A 17,678-nucleotide genomic window follows, 5' to 3' on the forward strand; every position below is an offset into this window, starting at 1 on the left:
GCGCTCACTTCGGGTCGACGTCAGTGTGCACCAAGTGGTGATCCGAGTACGGAGAGGGCCGCACACCCTGCTCGACCGGCGCGAAACCTCGCAGGAAGACGTAGTCGAACCTGCTCTGCCAGTCGGTGGTCGGCTCGCACGCGGCGGTCGAAGTGCCCGTGGAGGAGGGGCGGCAGTCACTGTCGGTATCCGTGGACAGCCGCCACATCCGGGCGAGTTCGGGTGTGTCCGGCACGGCGTTGAAGTCTCCGAGGACGATCGCACGGTCGTGCCGGGCGACTTCCGCGGCGAGGACACGGGTCTGGCCCTCCCGGACCGCTTCCTGACTCCGCTGGGCGAGGTGCGTGTTGAAGACCCGCACGGTCCGGCCGCCCACCGTGGTCGTGACCGCCATGTACCCGCGGTCCTCGGACCCGCCGTCGGGGTACTCGACGTTCACACGATCCGTCATCGGCGCCGCCGAGAGGATCGCCTGGCCGAAGGCGCCCGGACGCCACGGCCAACCCCCGCAGCGGCCCCAGTTCCGGAGAACCGACCCGTACTCGACGTGGTAGACCAGCCCGTGCAGTTTCTCCAGGTACTCGCGGAGCCTCTCGACATCACGTACGCACGCTTCTTGCAGGCCGATGACCTGGGGCGCGTACGAGGCGATCTCCGCGGCCCTGCCGACGTTGTCGTCCTCGCAGGGGTTGCAGATGTTCCACGTCATGACCCGGTTCGGTACGACGTCCCGGACCGCCTCGGCGGGCAGTGCCCTGGCGAAGACGGCACCGCTCGGCGCGCTGGGGCCGATCAGCGCGATACCGGCCACGATCGCGGCGCCCGCGAACAACCGCGTGCCCCTTTCGAGCACACCGCCTCCTCAAGGTGGAATACAGCTGGCGTCTGGCGTCTGGTATCTGGTGTCTCAAGCATGAGGTTATGGGACGTGGTCGACAGAGACACGGGTGGAGTGCGGCAACTGCACCCGACGTAACACCGGGTGCGGAGCAGGGGCGCGTAGCGCGTGGCACGGCGCCGCCGCGCAAGAGAGCAACGCGGGTTCGAATCCCGTCGCCGACTCCTGGTCGGCGTCGTCCAGCGGCCAAGGACTCTGACGTCGCCGCTGCCGGTCTCGATCTCTGAACACCTACGACGCGAGCCGTCCGCCACGGGGGATCCCGGCGGACGGCTCGTGTCGTGTCTGGCCCTTCTCACGGATGCCGAGGGCGCGCGCAGGGGCGTCGATGGCGCAGGCGTCCGTTCCGCCCGGCTGATCAGGTGAAGTGGCGCGGCGCGGACGGAGAAATCCCGGTCAGGCGTACTCCGAGGGCCAGACTGCGGAGCCGTCCGCCCTTCTTCTGCGTGATGTGAGGTAACCCAGGCATGCGACGTACCTTCCTGGCCGCCCTGACCGTGGCCACCGCGCTGTGTGGCCTGCCCGCCACACAGACCGCCACCGCCGTACCGAGCAGTCCCCAGCGAGCGTCGGCGGCCCAGGCCGGGCCCGAGGAGCACTGCGGCGGCATCCAGAAGATCTCCGGCGGAGGCAACAACGCCAACGTCAAACTGTGCGCGAAGGTCGGCCAGGCAGGCCGGTTCATGAACATCGCCACGGGCTCCAACTGCTGGAACGCCCTGCACACGTGGAAGTACTGCGACGTCACCGGCCCGTGGAAGATGTTCCACGAGGGCAAGCAGGTCGCCGACGGGCCTCTGAACAGCCCCGTGCCCTACGTAGGCCCCGGTACCTACGAAGTGGTCGCCGACGTCTCGGTGCACGCCCACGACGACAGCGCCTTCAGCGGAACCCGCCTGCACGACACCATGACGAGCACCTTCACCCTGACCTCCGAGCGCAAGGACCCCCCGTACACGGTCGAGGTGACACCGGGGCAGCGCAACCAGCAGGGCGAGACCTCCCTGACGTTCACCGCGACCCACCAGGGCAAGACCGAGACCCAGGCCGACCTCATGATCTGGGGCCACGGGATCTCCACGGCCACCCCGGGCTGCAAGACGTACGAAGGGCGCGTGCGTGACGAGGCCACCTTCGTCACCTGCGGAATCGGCAAGGGCGAGAAGAAGACGGTCGAGCTAGCCGCCGCCAAGGTGGAACCCGGCAAGTGCCCCGTCACATGGGAGTTGTCGTGGCTGAACGGGAAGCAGACGTTCGGCATCGAGGGCAACGTCCCCTGCGCCTAGGGCCATCGGGCTCCCGGGGCAATCCCGTGGCGGACGGTAGGTGAACGTTAACGGCCCGTTGTGGACTCCATCTTGGCCATGGACGCGACAGACGGTACGTTCAGTGGGTTACCGACGACAGTACGAACGGAAGCCGGTGAGATCCCGGCACGGTCGCGCCACTGTGTGCGCGTGGTTCCTGGACCACGCGTGAGTCAGACCCGTGGCTGTCGTCCTGTGCACCACCGAGACGGGACGCGAACTCCCCAGGAGGCCATGCCATGGCGCAACACGTCGCCCAGCCGACCGCCACCACCCCTGTCGTACCGGCCAAGCTGCCGCTGAAGGACATCGCCCCCTGGGCCGTCTTCTTCGGCGTACTGATGCTCGTCCTGCTCTACTTCGTCGGCGCCGAACAGGGCGCCACCTCCGTGTTCAGCGGCGCGGAGGTCCACGAGTGGGTGCACGACGCCCGCCACCTGCTCGGCTTCCCCTGCCACTGACCAGAGGAACGCCGCGCGCTCATGAACTCCACAACCGTACGAAATCTCCTCGTCAGGGGCATGCTCGCCGGGCTGGGGGCCGGCGTGCTCGCCCTGATCGCCGGTTACTTCCTCGGCGAGCCGAACGTCGACAGCGCCATCGGTTTCGAGGAGGCCCACGCGGGCCATTCCCACGGTGACGAGGTCGAACTCGTCTCCCGGAGCCTGCAGTCCACGGCCGGTCTCGCCACCGGCATCCTCGTCTACGGGGTCGCCTTCGGCGGCATCGCCGCACTCGCGTACTGCTTCGCCCTGGGCCGCGTCGGCCGCTTCGGCCCGCGCGCCACCGCCCTGCTGCTCTCGGGCTGCGCACTGCTCGCGGTGTACGTGGTGCCCTTCCTGAAGTATCCGGCCAACCCTCCTGCCGTCGGCAACCCCGACACCATCGGGAAGCGGACCACGCTGTACCTGCTGATGATGGTGCTGAGCGTGCTCCTCGCGATCGGCGCGACCATCGTGGGCAAGCATCTCGCAGTCCGGATCGGCACGTGGTACGCCACGGTCGTGGCCGTACTCGGCTTCGCCGCGGTCATCGGCATCGCGTACGCCTTCCTGCCTGTGATCAACGAGGTGCCCGAGCACTTCCCGGCGGCGCTGCTATGGCGCTTCCGGCTCTCCGCGCTCGCCGTGCAGATCACGCTGTGGGGCGGATTCGGGCTGCTCTTCGGCGAGTTGGCCGAGCGCTTGCTGCGTCCGCGCGCGGACCCGGCTCTCAGAGGGATTTCACCGGACGGCCGAGCCGCACGTTCCACCGCCCGGCCCGGCCGCTGAGCTCCGTGACCGTCAGCGGCTCCACATCGAGCCGCCAGAACGCGGCCGGTGGCGCGCCTGTGGCATGAACCACCGCGGCGCGTACGACCTCCGGTTCCACGACGGCGACAACGCGTCCGCCACCGGCCGCCGCGGCATCGAGCCAGCGCGCCACGCGCGCGCAGAAGCCGACCACCGACTCCCCACCGGTAGGCGCGAATTCCGGTTCGGTGAGCCAGCGCGCCACGGCCGCGGGCTCCGACGCGGTCACTTCGTCCAGTGACCTGCCGCGCCAGTGGCCCATCTCCATACCGGCGAGCTCCGCCGGCGAGCCACTGGGGGCGAGCCCGAGCGCCCGCGCTGTCTCCTGGCAGCGTGCGCTGGCGGACGTGACGACAGGGGCGTCCGCGGGCAGCGATCCGGCCGCTGCCCGTGCGTCGGCCCGCCCACGGTCATCGAGCGGTGCCCCGTCGTCGAACCGGGCCTGACGCAGCGATGCGGTCATGGCGGGCGAGACCAACAGGACGCGGCTGGTCACCAGAGAACTCCTTCTCACGCCGGGGAGTGGCCACGGATGATCCCTTGATCCTTCGCGCAGCCGTCCGGGGAGTCAAGCGGCCTGGGTTCTGGCCCCTGGCCCTGGCCCGGATCGCTGGCCCGGATTGGTAGGTTCTCGTCGGTGACCTCGATGAAGACGCAGGGAATCGCATCGATGAGCGACGGGGCGCAGGTGCGCTGGACGGCGCTGGGGGACACGACACGGCAGCCGCCCGTGGTCCTGCTCCACGGCGGTCCCGGCCTGCCGGACTATCTGGGGGACGTCGCCTCCTTGGTCGCGGACCTCGCACCCGTGTACCGCTACGACCAGCGAGGGACGGGCCGATCCCCGTGGCAAGGACCCCATTCCCTGCCCCGGCACGTCGACGATCTCGCCGAACTGCTCGACGCGTGGGGGGCACCCGAAGCCGTACTGATCGGACACTCCTACGGCACCGACCTGGCGAGCCGCTTCTGTCTGAAGCACTCCGACCGTGTTGCCGGGATGCTGCTGATGTGCGGTCCGTTCGTCGGTGACTGGCGCACCGGGGAACGGGCGGAGCGAAGTCGCCGGATGTCCGAGGCCCAGCGGGAACGGCTTCGCGCGCTGGAGGAGGTGCCGCGCCGTACGGAGGAGGAAGAAGTCGAACTGCTCACCCTGGCCTGGTTCGCCGACCACGCCGACCCCGAACGCGGCTGGCACTGGGCGGCCCAGGGAGCCCGGCAACGCCGCCCGGTCAACTGGACGATGAACCGCGAACTCGGCGAGGCAGGACGCGCGGATCCGCTCGACGACCACCTGGCCGCACTGCGCGCGTGCCTGCCCGCGCGAACGGAACTCCTCGGCGCGTGCCAGGACCCCCGCCCGATCTCGGCACTCGCAACACTCGCGCTGCGCCTCGCGGTTCCGCTGACCCGGATCGAGGGCGCGGGACACGAACCCTGGCTGGAGCAGCCCGACGCGGTCCGTGCGCATCTGCGGCGATTCGTGCGGGGCGCGCTGGACGCGGCGCACGCGGCGGACTTCGACCGGCCGTGATGACACGTCGCTTGTGGCGCGGCAGGCAGGTCGTGGGGCCGTGGTGAGGGGCGCCGCCGCGGGAGCCGCGACGTATTTCCCGCGGCGAGCCGGGTATATACCTGAATATGCCATCGGCTCCTGGCGCCCGGCCCTTCCGGTCCCGGTCGAGAAGCACCACGGCGCTCGCATGGGTACCCGTACGAAGGAACAAGAGGGGACGGCGGACGCCCGTGACCTCACGTACCGCCTGGCTCTGGCTCACCGCACTCGTCGGCATGGGCATAGCCGTCGGCGACGTCGCCATGGGTCCGGCCACCAGCCAGATCGGACTGCTGCTCGTCTGCCCGCTGTTGGCCTCCACCCAACACGGCTGGCGGGTGACCGCCGTCGTCTCCGGCGCCGCCACGCTGCTGGCCGTGGCCGTCAGCACCGTGGAGCACGCGCTGGGCCAGGGTGACACCCAGGTGCGGCTCCTGACCCTGGTCGTCGCCGGTGCGTACGGCACGTGGTGCGCGCACCGGTCCGCCAGCCTGCAACAGCAGTTGGAGAAGGTCGCGTCGGCGGCCCAGCGGGCCATCATCCAGCCGACCGACTTCTCCATAGGGGGCCTCGACGTCAGCGCCCGCTACCACTCGGCCGCGGCACAAGCCCACATCGGGGGCGACCTGTACGCCTTCGCCAACACCCCCATGGGCCTGCGGCTGCTCATCGGCGACGTACGCGGCAAGGGCCTGCCGCCCGTCCACCTGTCCGCGGCGGCCATCGGCCACTTCCGCGACGCCGCCTACACCCAGCCCGATCTGCTGGCTGTGGCAGGGGAATTGGAGTCTCGACTCGCGGGCGACCTCGGGGCGGAGGACTTCATCACCGCTGTGATCGCCGAGGTCGATCCCCACCACGTACGCCTGGTCAACTGCGGTCACCACGCGCCCCTGCACCTGCCCGCGACCGGCGCCCCCGCCCTGCTGGCGCCACCGGGCCCGACCACGCCCATCGGCCTTGCTCCCGACCCCACGGTCCAGGAGGTGCCCCTGGCGGCCGGAGACCGACTGCTGTTCTACACCGATGGCTTGGCCGAGGCGCGCGATCGGACCGGCGCCATGCCCGACCTCCAGCTCATCGGCCGGTTGTGCACCGGAGCACAGCTGGACGGCGCCCTGGACACCGTCCTGAAGGCGTTGCAACACCACACCCGCCACAGCACCGCGGGCGACGACATCGCGCTGGTCCTCCTGCAGCCCGCACACGATCACGCCCGCCACGCGCCGCGTCCCCGCCCGCACGCCCCCGATGCGGTCACTCGACGCCGCGCAGGAACGGGATGAGCGCATCGATGAAGGGCTCGTTCCGGTCGCCGACCACCATGTGTCCCGCGTCTGCCACGTCGACGTATCGCGCGTGGGGAACCCTCGCGCAGAACTCCTCGGCGATGTCCTCGCGCACCACGTCGCTGAGCCCGCCACGGACCAGCAGGGTCGGCACGTCGGCGTGTTGAGCGGCGTCCAGGAGGCGCTCCGCCATGCCGGGCGGGTCCATCCGGTCCGCGAAGCTGTCCAGGAGCCGGGGGTCCCAGTGCCAGACCCAGCGGCCGTCGTGGCGCCGCAGATTGTTCCGCAGGCCCTCGGGGTCATACGGCCGCGTGCGGTGCGGCACGTATGCGGAGATCGCCGCGGCCGCCTCCTCGACGCTGGCGAAACCCTCAGGGCGGCGCCGCATGAACGCGACGATCCGGTGAACCCCGCGAGGATCCGGTCGATGGGCGACATCGACGAGCACCAGAGCGCGGATCGCCGCCCTGGGTGCCTCCCCGGCGGCCAGCAGCGAGCTCAGACCGCCGAGCGAAGCGCCGACGAGCAGCGGCCGGTCGCCGAGTCCGGCGACGAGCGTCCGGACGTCATCGGCGAACACGTCGAGGTCGTAGTCACCGTCGGCCGACCACGCGCTGGTGCCGTGCCCGCGCAGATCCGGCGCGATGACCCGCCAGCCCAGCGCGGCCAGTCGAGGGCCTGTCCGCCCCCAGGAGTGTCGCGTCTGGCCGCCGCCGTGGAGCAGGACGAGGGGAGGCGAGGAGGCATCGCCCCACGTGTCCGCCGTGAGCAGGACCCCGTCACGGCCCGCGAAGTTCCGGGGCCGTGACGGTGCGTCGGCCGTCATGCCGTGTCCTGGGCCAGCAGCGGCGCCATCAGCTGGTCGCGATGGGCGTCCGCTGCCGCCGCGGCGAGCGCGACGTCCAAGGCGAACAGGGCCCGCGTGAGGAACCGGTCGTCGTCGATCAGGCCCGCGACCCACTGGTGCAGTGCGCCCACACAGGAGGTGGCCACGGTGGCGGCCAGCGCGTCGGTGTCGACGTCGGCGCGCAGGACGCCCTGTGTCCGGGTCTCGGCCATCGCCCGGCGCAGCTGGATGAGAGGACTGCGGCCGAGTACGAGGCCGCTGTCCTCCCATTCGCGCACCATGCGACGCGACACGACCGGGTCGTCCACGAACAGCCCCACGGTCGACCGGACAACGTCCCGCGGGCCACCGTCCCCCCGCACCGCCAGACGCTGCTCGAACTCGTCCATGAACCCGGCGGCGAGCGCCTCCCAGATCTTCTCCCGGGGGCCGACCAGGTTGTACACGGTGGCGGGGGAGACCTCAGCACGCTCGGCGATCCGCTCCGTACTGATCACTGATTCCGGTCTGTCCCGCAGGAGTTGACGCGTCGCTTCCAGGATCCGCTCGCGCCGCTGAGCCTTCCGCCGCTGGCGCGGCCCGCCTTCGACCGTGTCCATACGCGCACACCCTTCCGTACAGTTCTTGGAGACCTCTCTAAATTTAGAGAGGTCTCCAAGTCTGGGCAAGGGGGCGGTGGGCAGCCGGAGTTCGTCAGGGTCCAGGTGCTTAGACGAGCGCGGCCGACCTGGCGGCCTGCTCGATCTTCGCGCGGTACGCCGCACGGGCTTCCTCGTCGATCCGCTCCTCGTTTTCGGGGCGCACCCCGGTCCGGCCGTCGATGACCTCGCGCAGGATGTCGGCGTGCCCGGCATGCCGGATGTTCTCGCCGAGGACATGGACCATGACGGCGAACAGTCTCGTGTTGGGACCAGGCTCCGGCCACCACGGCACGTGGCCCGGGGCGTCGAGGGAAAGCTCGTTGATCGTCGCGTCCGAGTGTTCCCACGTGCGCCGGTAGAACCCGATGATCTGATCGCGGGTCTCGTCCTCGGTCGCCCACTGATCGCCGCCGTCGTGGTCCTGCCACCGGCACAGCGGTTCCGGGGAAGGGCGGTCGAAGACCTCACCGAAATACCGGGCCTCCACGGTGGCCACGTGTTTGACCAGGCCGAGGAGATTGGTCCCGGTGTGGAGCCGTGGGGATCTTGAGACCTCGAACAGCCCGTGGCAGGCTCATGCCGCATGATCCCTCAGTTCCAGGCCCGCCGTTCCTGGCCGCGGGGGTCGTGGAGCTCGGTCCATTCGGTGTCGATGCGCATCGTGGTGCGATGTTGGGTGTCGTAGGGGTGCCAGCCGGGATCGCCGGTGGTGGCGAAGCGGATCCAGGCCTTGTGCACGTCCGTGGCGAGTCGCGTGGGGGTCGGTCGGGTCCCAGGAGCGCGTTCTCGCCGTGTAGGCGGGGTAGTTGGGTGAGGTCGAAGACGTAAGGGAGTTCCATCGTGTGGGTGGCGCCGAGTTGCCCGTTCAGTGCTGTGGAGCGCCAGGCGAACTCGTAGGCGAAGGTGGCGGACCGGGGGTGGGCGGCGTGTGCCTCTGCCAGGGCCCAGGTGCCCGCGCCGAACAGGGCGTCGCCCAGGACGGCGGAACGCAGTTCGCCGAAGGAGGCTGTGGGGCGGGTCGTGCGGTACGTCGAGATGAGGCGAGCCGGGTCGGGGTGTGAGCGGGCCGAGGTGTCCTCGACGTCGGTGGCGGTCGAGGTGGCGTACTTGTCCACGGGGGCCAAGTAGAGGTTGCCTTCTTCGGCGTTGGTTCCGATGAGAAGGTCGACGCCCGCGCCGTGTCCCGCGGCGACGGATCGGGCGGGCTGGGTGTCCAGGACCAGGCTGAAGGGGCTGAGTCCGGCCAGTGGGTCGTGGTCGGTGTCGGTGCGGAGGTCGATGCCCGCGAGCTGTGCGGCCGCCCGGACCAGGCGCTCGTCGGAGATGTGGGTGACGGCGTCGGCATGCGGCTCGACACCCAGGATCCGGGCCGCGGCCTCGGTCACGCGGGCGGCCTGCGAGGTGGTGAACGCGCCCAGGCCGCTGCCGCTCTGGACGATCGCCCGGTGGAACAGGCCGTCGGCTTCGGGGGCGGCCAGGACGGCGCCGACGATGGTGGCCCCGGCGGACTGGCCGAACAAGGTGACGTTGCGTAGGTCCCCGCCAAAAGCGGTGATGTTCTGCCGCACCCAGCGCAGTGCGGCGATCACGTCGAGCAGGCCGCGGTTCGCCGGGGCACCGGGAAGGTCGAGGAAGCCGGTGATGCCGAGCCGGTAGTTGAGGGTGACCAGGACGACGCCGTCCCGGGCGAACGCGGATCCGTCGTACAGCGCGGAACGCGTCGAACCGGCGACGAATCCACCCCCGTGGACGAACACCATGACCGGCAGAGGGTGTTCCGTGGGCGCGGGTGTGAAGACGTTGACGGTGAGGTAGTCCTCGCCACGGCTCCAGCCGGTGCCGAAGTAGGGGGACATGTCCACGCTGCCGAGCTTGCGTTCGGACTGGGGTGCGTTGGGCCCGGGGGCGGTGGCGTCGCGAATGCCGTCCCAGGGCGCGTGCGGCCGCGGCGCGGCGAAGCGGTTGGTGCCACGGGGCGGCGCGGCGTAGGGGATGTTCAAGAAGGTGGCGGTGCCGTCGTCGTGGCGTCGGCCGCGGACGGTCCCTTGCGCGGTGGTGACGACGGGGTCGGGGTGGTGGTGCACGGTGATGCCTCTCCGCGGGGCCGAGGGCCTGGGCCCCGCCCGACGTACGAAGTTGATGGGTATTCCGGTCCTTGACGTGACGTCAGTTCTGCCCGGTGTAGGGCGAGATGGGCGCGAAGGGCGCCCAGCCCTTGATGGCGAAGCTGCCGCCCTCGCGTACGACTTCGGCGCCACCGTGGCCGCCCAGGTGCGCGGGGATGACGAGTGCGTTGCTGTCGGCCGCCCGGCCGAGCACCGTGCGGCGGGTGGCACGGGCGAGCACGGGGTCCTCGCAGAAGCAGCTGTTGGCGTCGGGTTCGAGGATCTGGACGGGGCTGTGCAGCAGATCGCCGACGAACACCGCGCGATCCGTGCCGGAGGCGAGGGTCAGCACGGAGGAACCAGGGGTGTGGCCGGGAGCCGCGTCCAGGCGCAGGGCGGCGTCGATCCGGTGGCTGTCCTCCCACAGCAGCGTCCGGCCCGCCTGGTGCACCGGGGCCACGCTGTCCTCGAAGACGTTCTGATTGCCACGGCCGAGGACCGGCTTGTGGCCGTTCTCGGGATTCCAGAAGTCGAAGTCTTCCTTCGGGATCAGATAGGTGGCATTGGGGAAAGTCGGAACCCACTGCCGCCCGTCGAGGTAGGTGTTCCAGCCGACGTGATCGACATGCAAATGAGTGTTGATGACGATGTCCACGTCCTCGGGCCGGACTCCGGCGCGCGCGAGTTGCGTCAGGAAGTCCGTGTCGAGGTGGCTCCAGACCGGCGCGTACGGACGCTCCTTGTGATTGCCCACACCGGTGTCCACCAGGATGTTCTTGCCCTCGCTGCGCAGCAGCCAGGTCTGGATCGCGGAATTCACGACATTGGTGTCGGCATCGAGGAAATGCGGGGTCAGCCAGGTGGAGTTGTCCTTCCACGCCTCCTCGGTGCTTTGCGGGAAGAAAGTGTCGGGCGACATGTCGACGGGTCCGTAGTATTCCCGGATCCGGGTGATGGTGACGTCGCCGAGCGTGATCTGGTCCATGGATTTCCTCAATTCGCCGGAGGATTTTCTGGAACGCTACGAGGGGCCGGGCGCGCGCGGTATCAGTCAGGTGACTGCACTGGTCCGTGCGTCCCGCTCTTAGCCTGGGGCCACGGAGCAAGGCGTTCCGTTCGACGAGCCACGATTTCGGGAGACCTCCGTGTACGAGGAGCAGGCAGGCGGAAGCCGCGCGGTCGCCGCACCGATTCCGGAGTCGGCCCCTGAGGGCGCACCACGGATCGTCGGCAGGGACGCGGAACTGACACGCCTGTTCCGCGTCGTGGACGCCGAGGCGTCGGCGGAGCCGGTGCTCCTGCTGCTCGGTGACGTGGGCGTGGGGAAGAGCACGCTGCTGGACCACGCGGTACGCCGAGCCGAAGAGAGAGGCACGCGCGTCCTGCGCGCGACGGGCAGCGAGTCGGAGTCGCACCTCGCCTTCTCCGCCCTGCACCTGCTGCTGCGGCCGGTATCGGATGCGGTGGACGCCCTGCCGGAGAGGCAGCGCGCGGCACTGCGTGGAGCCTTCGGGGTCGGTCCGGCCCCGAAGGAGCCCGACGCGATGCTCATCGGCGTCGCCGTCCTGCATCTGCTCTCCGCCGTGGGGGAGCGAGGTGCCGTGCTCGTGGTCCTGGACGACGCGCACTGGTGCGACCACGCCTCCCTGGACGCCCTCTCCTTCGCCGCCCGACGCCTTGCGGGTGAACCGTTCACGCTGCTCCTCGCGGCCCGGACAGGCGACCGCCCGCCGGGCTTCGACCACCACGTGCCGACCTTGACGGTGGGAGCGCTCGACGACGCCGCGGCCGGGCGGCTGCTGGAGGCGCGGCCCCGACCGATGTCCGGCCGGACGAGGCGGCAGATCCTCGACCAGGCGGCGGGCAACCCGCTGGCACTGCGCGAACTCGCCCGGGCGGCCACGGCACACGGCACAACAGGGCCCGCCGCCCCGGCACGCGACACCTCAGGGACCCCGTCCGCAGGCCCGCTGCCGCTCACCGATCACCTGGAACAAGTCTTCGCGGCCCGCCTGGACAACCTCCCGGCCGTCACCAGACACGCCCTGCTGCTCCTCGCCGCCATGGACACCGTCGACTCCGAGACCGCAGCTCAGGCCGCGCTGCCGGACGCCAGGGACGAGGCATGGCTGCCCGCCGAGCAGGCCGAGTTGATCCGCGGGAGCGGCCGGGGCCCGCGCTTCAGCCATCCCCTGGTCCGCTCCGCCGTCTACCACGCCGCTTCCCCCGAAGCCCGGAGCGAGGCCCACTCCGCGCTCGCCGAACGGCTTGGCGACGAGCCGGACCGACGGGCCTGGCACCGGGCGGCCGCGGCCACCGCCCCGGACGCGGAGGCAGCGGCCGAGCTGGCACAGACCGCCGACCGGGCGCGGCGCCGTCGCGGTCACGCGGCAGCGGCGAGCGCCCTGCAACGCGCCGCAGACCTCGCGCCGCGACGTGCGGACAGCGCCCGGCTCCTCGTCGCGGCCGCCGGGCAGGCGGTGCTCACCGGTGACCTCGCCTGGGTGGAGGAATTGGCCGCCGGGGTCCGCGCGCGGACCGACGACGCCGCGCTCCTGGCCGAAGCGGCCGCGCAGGTCGGACGTCTCGCCACCCTCACCGTGCGGCACACCGTGGTGTTCTCCCGACTGGCCGACGCCGCGGCGGAGTCGGCGTCCGCGCGGCCCGCCACCGCCCTCGACCTCCTGGCCGGGGCCGCCGTGACCGGCTTCTACTGCGGGCAGGAGGACCAGCGACGCCGCGTCCGAGCCGTCCTCGGGAGCCTTCCGCGGGATGCGGCAGGGGCAGCTGCGGCCGAGGCAGCCGAGTCAAGGGCGGCTGCGTCAGGGACATGGCTGCGCGCCTGGGTCCGGACCGTCGCCGACCCCTTCGACAACAGGGCCGAACTCGTCTCCCTGCTCCCGCGGATCGCCGCTGAAGCGCGAGGGCACCCCGACCGGCTCACCGCCTTCGCGGTCATGGCATGGCTCCTGGACGAGACGCCGCAGGCAGTCCGAGCCTTCGACGAGGCCTTCGACCGCTGGGGGCCGCGCGGCCCGCTGCCGGACGCGCTGGGCGGCGCGGCCGCCTGGAGCTATGTGGAACAAGGACGGTGGGGGCGGGCCCAGGAAGCCTGCGCCCGCAGCGGCGCCCTCGGCTCCGCGGTGGGCCTCGACCACACCGTGGCCTGTGCGGCAGCGGTGGAGGCCACCGTGCTCGCCTACCAGGGAGACACCGCGGCGGCCCGCGCCCGGGCCGCCACCGCGCTCGCCTTGGTGGACCCGTTGGAGAGCCGCTCGGTCGCGGTCTATGCCCGCCGCGCGCTCGGCGCCGCCGCGCTCGCGGACGGCGCGCATGACACGGCGTACGACCAACTCCGCAGGGTCTTCACGGCAGATGGCGCCCCCGTGCACTACCACGCCTCGTATCCGGCCCTCGCGGATCTCGCCGTCGCCGGGGTACGCAGCGGTCGGCGCGAGGAGGCGGGCAGGGTCGTCGAGCGCGCCGCCCGCACCCTCGCCGACGACGCGTCGCCCCGGCTGCGCGCACTGATCGAGCGGGCCCGTGGCCTGCTGGCCGACCCCGTGGACGCCGAGCCGCACTTCCGGGCGGCGCTGGCCGATCCGGTCCTGACGCACTGGCCCTTCGAGTACGCCCAGGCCCTGCTTGACCTCGCCGAGTGGCTGCGGCGCCGTCGGCGCATCGCGGAGGCGCGGGCACCGCTCGCCGAAGCTCTGGAGACCTTCCGCCGCCTCGGCGTCCGCCCGTGGACCGAGCGCGCTCGGGCCGAAGCGCGCGCCGCGGGCCTCGGCGTCGCGGACACCGCCCCCGACGCGCTCGCCGAGCTCTCCCCGCAACAACGGCAGATCGTCGGGCTCGCGGCCCGCGGCATGACCAACCGCGAGATCGGCGAGAGGCTCTTCCTGTCCCCTCGCACCGTCGGCTCCCACCTGTACCGCAGCTTCCCCAAGCTGGGCATCACCGCCCGCTCCCAGCTGCGCGACCTCCTCGAAGGCGCCCTCGCCGCCCCCGGTCAGCAGGCCTGAGACGGACGCGTCGAGCGGGGCCGGGGCCGTCCTGGGCCCGATGTCAGTGCCCGGTGCGATCCTCGCCGTATGGACGAGCTGATGAGGCGGCGCGTGTACGGCGCCGAACACGACGACCCGGATCCCGGCCCCCGCCCCGGCCACGCCTACCGCGAACTGTCCGGCGGGCCGCTCGACGGACTGCTCCTCGACGTGACCGGCTGGAGCGACACGCGACTTGCCGAGGGGGCGCTCCTGCTCACCGAGATAGGTGCCTACGGTCCCGGTGGCCACAGCGACTACGGGCCGAGGCCCGGCTCGGACACGATGTGGGACTGGCGAGGCGACACGCCCTGACGGTCATCCGCCGAGGACCGGAGGGTGAGTGTGTACGTCGCGGTGAGGGCGACCGCCCTGTCGTCGTCGTGGGTGAGGCGGTTGAGAGCCTGGGTGGCGATGGCTCCCGGGATGTCCGCGAGGGCTTGGGTGAGGCGTCGGCGTGCTGGGGCGTCGGTGGTGTGGTGGGTGAGGAGGTCGATCAGCCGGGTGGCGATCTGCTCGGCCCGTGCGGGATCACGTGCCAGTGCGCCGAGCGCGTCGGTCGCGTCCACGTCGTTGGCCGCTTCGACGATCATGTCGACGAGGGTGGGGATCGCCTCCGGGACCTGACGCGTGCCCAGGGCCAGTGCCGCACGTCGGCGGACTTCGACATCGGAGTCCGAGAGGGCTTCCCGCAGCAGCGCGGTCGCCTCGCTGCCCTGGATCTCGGCGATGCTCAGGACCGCACGCCCGCGCACCTCGCCCACGGGTGAGTGAAGGGCTTTGCCCAGCGCGGGCAGGGCGCTGACGCCGTTCTGGGCCAGCGCCCAGCGCAGGGCCCCGGCGACGTTCGTGTCCGCCTCGTGCAAGACGGCCTCGGCCAGGGCGTCCGCGGGCAGCGGGCCGTCGTGCGTCGAGGACAGGGCGGCGCGTTGGCGCTTCCCCGGGTTCTGTGAACCCAGGGCGTGCAGGAGCGCGACGGTCTGCAGGACGACCTGCCAGTCGTCGGGTTCCGCCGCGCTGATCCGGCGGAGCCGCGTCAGGAGCGCGGTCTCCGCCGCGATGCGCTCCCGGGTCTGCCGGATGAGGTCGTCGACGAGATACGCGGGGGTGAAGGCCGGGTCGTCGAGGGCGGCGGCCACCTCGCGCAGCGAAAGCCCCAGGGACCGCAGGCTCTCGACGTGGAAGATCCGTCGGATGTCCTGGTCGGAGTAGGTGCGGTAGCCGCCCTGGGTACGGCCCGTGGGCCGCACCAGGCCGAGGGTGTCGTAGTGGCGGAGCATGCGGGCGCTGACCCCTGAGCGCCGCGCCACGTCGCCGATCAGCATGGTCGTCCCCGAGTCTCCATCGTCCGCACCTCTCCTGGCCGCCGGTACCGAGTCACTCCTCCTGGCTCTCGGCACCGAGAACCATGATCCGCTTCGCCTCGTCGAGGGCGAACTCGAATCCGATGTCCGGGTCCGACCGCAGCCGTTCGGTGGCCAGGGCGTGCTGTCGTACGCCGGGGTCGGCCGCTGTCGTCGCGGCCCGCAGGGCGGGCAGGATCACCTCGCCGAGCGCGATCAGCGCCCGGCTCAGGCTCAGTTGCGTGGGGCGCTCGCCGCGCCCGAGCTGGCTCGCAAGGACCTCGGCCAGCGCGGCCTCTTCCCCCTCGGGCACGAGGACGACCGCCGCGCGCCAGGCGCTGCGCGCCACGTCGTCGTCGGGGTCGGTGAGATGGGCCCGGGTGAGAGCAGGCCAGGCCCGCGGGTCTCCGATCTTGGACAGGGTGTGCAGGCTCTGGCTGCGCGCCTGCGCGCGCGGTGAGCGCAGTTCGTCGATGAGCGGGGTGAGCACCGTCGCGGGGGAGTGGCGGGTGAGCGCCCAGGTCAGCATCTCGCGTACGAAGAACTCGGGCTCGACCGCGCAGCGCTCGATGAGGGGGACGACGAGCTGGGGGTCGGGCCTCGTACCGAGGGCGAGCGCTGCCTGCAGCCGCGCCGACGGGTCGGTGCTCGCCAGCTTCCGGAGAGCTCGGAGCGACTCGGTGTCCGTCAGCGTGTCCGTGGTCGTGCTCGTGTCCGTGTCCGTGGTCATGTCCACAGTGAAGACCTTGTCACGGTGTCAAGGTCAAGAGCCGCCGAGCTCTGCCGCACTCCGGCTCCGATTGACATGCAGCCGTTCGGGTGCCAATGATGGAAAGGCAGCCGTTCGGCTGCATGAATGGAGTGGCGAAGCAATGGACGTGGTGTTCAAGGCGCTGGCCGATCCCAGCCGCCGCCGTCTCCTGGACCGGCTCAGGGACCGCAACGGGCAGACCCTGCGGGAGCTGTGCGCGGGACTGGAGATGGCCCGGCAGTCGGTCAGCAAACACCTGGCCGTGCTGGAGGCCGCCGGACTGGTGACCACGGCCAGGCGCGGACGGGAGAAGCTGCACTACCTGAACGCCGCTCCGATCAACGCCATCGCCGAGCGATGGATCAGCCAGTTCGACCGCGAGCGGGTGAACGCGCTCGCGGACCTGAAGAGAGCATTGGAGCAACCCCTCATGGACAGCAAGACGTTCGTGTACACGACCTACATCCGCACCACACCGGAACGGCTCTGGCAGGCCCTGACCGACCCGGCCTTCACCGACCGCTACTGGGGCGTGCGCTTCACGACCGACTGGGCCGAGGGATCACCCCTCGTCTGGACGCAGGGCGGCGCCGAGATCACCCACCCCGACCAGGTCGTCCTCACCTACGAACCGCACCGCCGCCTGGCGTACACCTGGCACACCTTCACCCCGCAGTGGGCCGACGCGGTCGGCATCGGCGAGGAGGTGCGCGCCAAGCTCGCCGACGAGCGCCGCTCGCACGTCACCTTCGACCTCGAACCCCAGGGCGAACAGGTCAAGCTGACCGTCACCCACGACTTCGACCCCGCGGGCTTCCTGCACTCCATGTGCAGCCAGGGCTGGCCGGGCATCCTCTCCAGCCTCAAGACGCTCCTGGAGACCGGCGAACCGCTCCCCGCCTCCGACGAAGGCTGACCGGGCCACTTGCACCAGCGGGTCCGGAGGCGGGGTCAGGCATCCCTCCACGCCTTGCGGACCCGGGCGGCGAAATCCTTCGCCTCCTCGCGCCGGGGCACCGTGCCGTAGCGGGCCGCCAGTTCGTCGACCGGCCCCTCGGCCTCCTCCTTCAGGTCCAGGACGAGCAGGCTCGTGCCGTCCCGCACACCGGCGCTCAGCACGATCATCGCGGCGTACTCCTCGCTCTCCCGCTGCACCTCGAGGACGTTGCCGAACGCGGCGCCCGCGGTGGCACCGAGCAGAGCGCCCAGCGGCCCTGTGACCAGCCCGAGCAGCCCGCCCGCGGCGCCGGCCCCCATCGTCGCGTCGCCCGCCTCCGCGTCGTGGCCGAGCGGAATGTCCAACGTGCCGTCGGCCGCACGCTCAAGGACCGCGACCTGGCGTACGCCCGGCAGCGGCAGGGCGTCGGCATAGGCGACCCGGCAGGTGCGCGGATCATCAAAGGGGAGAGTGACGACACGGTGGACTGCCATGTGCGGCGACCCTTCTGCTCATGACGCTCAGCGATGACATTGACGCTAGGTGACGGTTCTCGCTGCCGCCACTCGCACCGGTCCCGGCCCTCGCCTCCCGCTGCCGGGGCCGTACGCATCGGTGGGATGACCGATGTGCGGCGGGCGGGAGCGCGGCCATAGTCCTGGGGAGA

General features: G+C 71.2%; 16 protein-coding genes and 2 pseudogenes. 8 read left to right on the forward strand and 10 right to left on the reverse strand.

The genetic code is table 11. The annotated features are described in order from the left end of the window. Positions 1-4 precede the first annotated feature (4 nt). On the reverse strand, positions 5-853 hold the full coding sequence (locus tag CP970_RS43115) for an endonuclease/exonuclease/phosphatase family protein (RefSeq protein WP_055545209.1): 849 nt from the start codon (positions 851-853) through the stop codon (positions 5-7). Between the two features lie 512 nt (positions 854-1,365). Between CP970_RS43115 and CP970_RS43120 the strand changes: the two genes are divergently transcribed. From CP970_RS43120 to CP970_RS43130, 3 genes are all read left to right on the forward strand, one after another. Beyond that, positions 1,366-2,184, forward strand: a complete 819-nt coding sequence (locus CP970_RS43120) for a hypothetical protein (protein WP_055545210.1) — start codon at positions 1,366-1,368, stop codon at positions 2,182-2,184. A gap of 260 nt (positions 2,185-2,444) precedes the next feature. After that, positions 2,445-2,666, forward strand: coding sequence for a CbtB domain-containing protein (locus CP970_RS43125; RefSeq protein WP_055545211.1), 222 nt, complete (start codon positions 2,445-2,447; stop codon positions 2,664-2,666). A gap of 21 nt (positions 2,667-2,687) precedes the next feature. Continuing rightward, positions 2,688-3,476 carry a CbtA family protein gene (locus tag CP970_RS43130; protein ID WP_055545212.1) on the forward strand — a complete coding sequence of 263 codons (789 nt, stop codon included), beginning with the start codon at positions 2,688-2,690 and terminating at the stop codon, positions 3,474-3,476. On the opposite strand, the gene CP970_RS43135 is transcribed toward CP970_RS43130, so the two are convergent. Then, entirely contained in the window at positions 3,418-3,993 is a 576-nt protein-coding gene (locus CP970_RS43135; protein WP_055545213.1) for a histidine phosphatase family protein, read from the reverse strand. The genes CP970_RS43130 and CP970_RS43135 overlap by 59 nt on opposite strands. A 150-nt stretch (positions 3,994-4,143) precedes the next feature. Between CP970_RS43135 and CP970_RS43140 the strand changes: the two genes are divergently transcribed. After that, on the forward strand, positions 4,144-5,031 hold the full coding sequence (locus tag CP970_RS43140; protein ID WP_224059400.1) for an alpha/beta fold hydrolase: 888 nt from the start codon (positions 4,144-4,146) through the stop codon (positions 5,029-5,031). 212 nt (positions 5,032-5,243) lie between these two features. Continuing rightward, on the forward strand, positions 5,244-6,338 hold the full coding sequence (locus CP970_RS43145; RefSeq protein ID WP_055545215.1) for a PP2C family protein-serine/threonine phosphatase: 1,095 nt from the start codon (positions 5,244-5,246) through the stop codon (positions 6,336-6,338). Here CP970_RS43145 and CP970_RS43150 read toward each other — a convergent pair. The 5 genes and pseudogenes from CP970_RS43150 to CP970_RS43170 form a co-directional block, all read right to left on the reverse strand. Beyond that, complete coding sequence (locus tag CP970_RS43150) at positions 6,310-7,167, reverse strand: alpha/beta fold hydrolase (protein ID WP_055545216.1); 858 nt, start codon at positions 7,165-7,167, stop codon at positions 6,310-6,312. The genes CP970_RS43145 and CP970_RS43150 overlap by 29 nt on opposite strands. After that, a complete protein-coding gene (locus CP970_RS43155; RefSeq protein ID WP_055545217.1) occupies positions 7,164-7,787 on the reverse strand; it encodes a TetR/AcrR family transcriptional regulator in 624 nt (207 codons plus the stop codon). The genes CP970_RS43150 and CP970_RS43155 overlap by 4 nt, the downstream gene beginning before the upstream one ends. 109 nt (positions 7,788-7,896) lie before the next feature. Continuing rightward, positions 7,897-8,370: pseudogene (locus CP970_RS43160) on the reverse strand (DinB family protein); the annotation flags it as partial. 50 nt (positions 8,371-8,420) lie between these two features. After that, positions 8,421-9,913: pseudogene (locus CP970_RS43165) on the reverse strand (carboxylesterase/lipase family protein). Between the two features lie 82 nt (positions 9,914-9,995). Continuing rightward, complete coding sequence (locus tag CP970_RS43170) at positions 9,996-10,919, reverse strand: MBL fold metallo-hydrolase (RefSeq protein ID WP_055545219.1); 924 nt, start codon at positions 10,917-10,919, stop codon at positions 9,996-9,998. Between the two features lie 160 nt (positions 10,920-11,079). Between CP970_RS43170 and CP970_RS43175 the strand changes: the two genes are divergently transcribed. Beyond that, the gene (locus tag CP970_RS43175; RefSeq protein WP_150494686.1) at positions 11,080-13,959 is read left to right on the forward strand and encodes a helix-turn-helix transcriptional regulator; all 2,880 of its coding nucleotides are present in this window, start codon (positions 11,080-11,082) and stop codon (positions 13,957-13,959) included. A gap of 69 nt (positions 13,960-14,028) precedes the next feature. After that, positions 14,029-14,295, forward strand: a complete 267-nt coding sequence (locus CP970_RS43180) for an MDR/zinc-dependent alcohol dehydrogenase-like family protein (protein WP_055546137.1) — start codon at positions 14,029-14,031, stop codon at positions 14,293-14,295. On the opposite strand, the gene CP970_RS43185 is transcribed toward CP970_RS43180, so the two are convergent. Both CP970_RS43185 and CP970_RS43190 read right to left on the reverse strand, forming a co-directional pair. Beyond that, complete coding sequence (locus tag CP970_RS43185; protein ID WP_055546135.1) at positions 14,238-15,305, reverse strand: HEAT repeat domain-containing protein; 1,068 nt, start codon at positions 15,303-15,305, stop codon at positions 14,238-14,240. The genes CP970_RS43180 and CP970_RS43185 overlap by 58 nt on opposite strands. 52 nt (positions 15,306-15,357) lie before the next feature. Beyond that, a complete protein-coding gene (locus tag CP970_RS43190) occupies positions 15,358-16,053 on the reverse strand; it encodes a HEAT repeat domain-containing protein (protein WP_055546133.1) in 696 nt (231 codons plus the stop codon). Positions 16,054-16,195: 142 nt separating this feature from the next. On the opposite strand from CP970_RS43190, the gene CP970_RS43195 reads away from it, so the two are divergent. Then, a complete protein-coding gene (locus CP970_RS43195; RefSeq protein WP_055546131.1) occupies positions 16,196-16,990 on the forward strand; it encodes an ArsR/SmtB family transcription factor in 795 nt (264 codons plus the stop codon). 35 nt (positions 16,991-17,025) lie between these two features. On the opposite strand, the gene CP970_RS43200 is transcribed toward CP970_RS43195, so the two are convergent. Then, positions 17,026-17,505 carry a hypothetical protein gene (locus tag CP970_RS43200; protein WP_055546129.1) on the reverse strand — a complete coding sequence of 160 codons (480 nt, stop codon included), beginning with the start codon at positions 17,503-17,505 and terminating at the stop codon, positions 17,026-17,028. Positions 17,506-17,678 lie beyond the last annotated feature (173 nt).

This window comes from Streptomyces kanamyceticus, from assembly GCF_008704495.1.
Taxonomy (GTDB): Bacteria; Actinomycetota; Actinomycetes; order Streptomycetales; family Streptomycetaceae; genus Streptomyces; species Streptomyces kanamyceticus.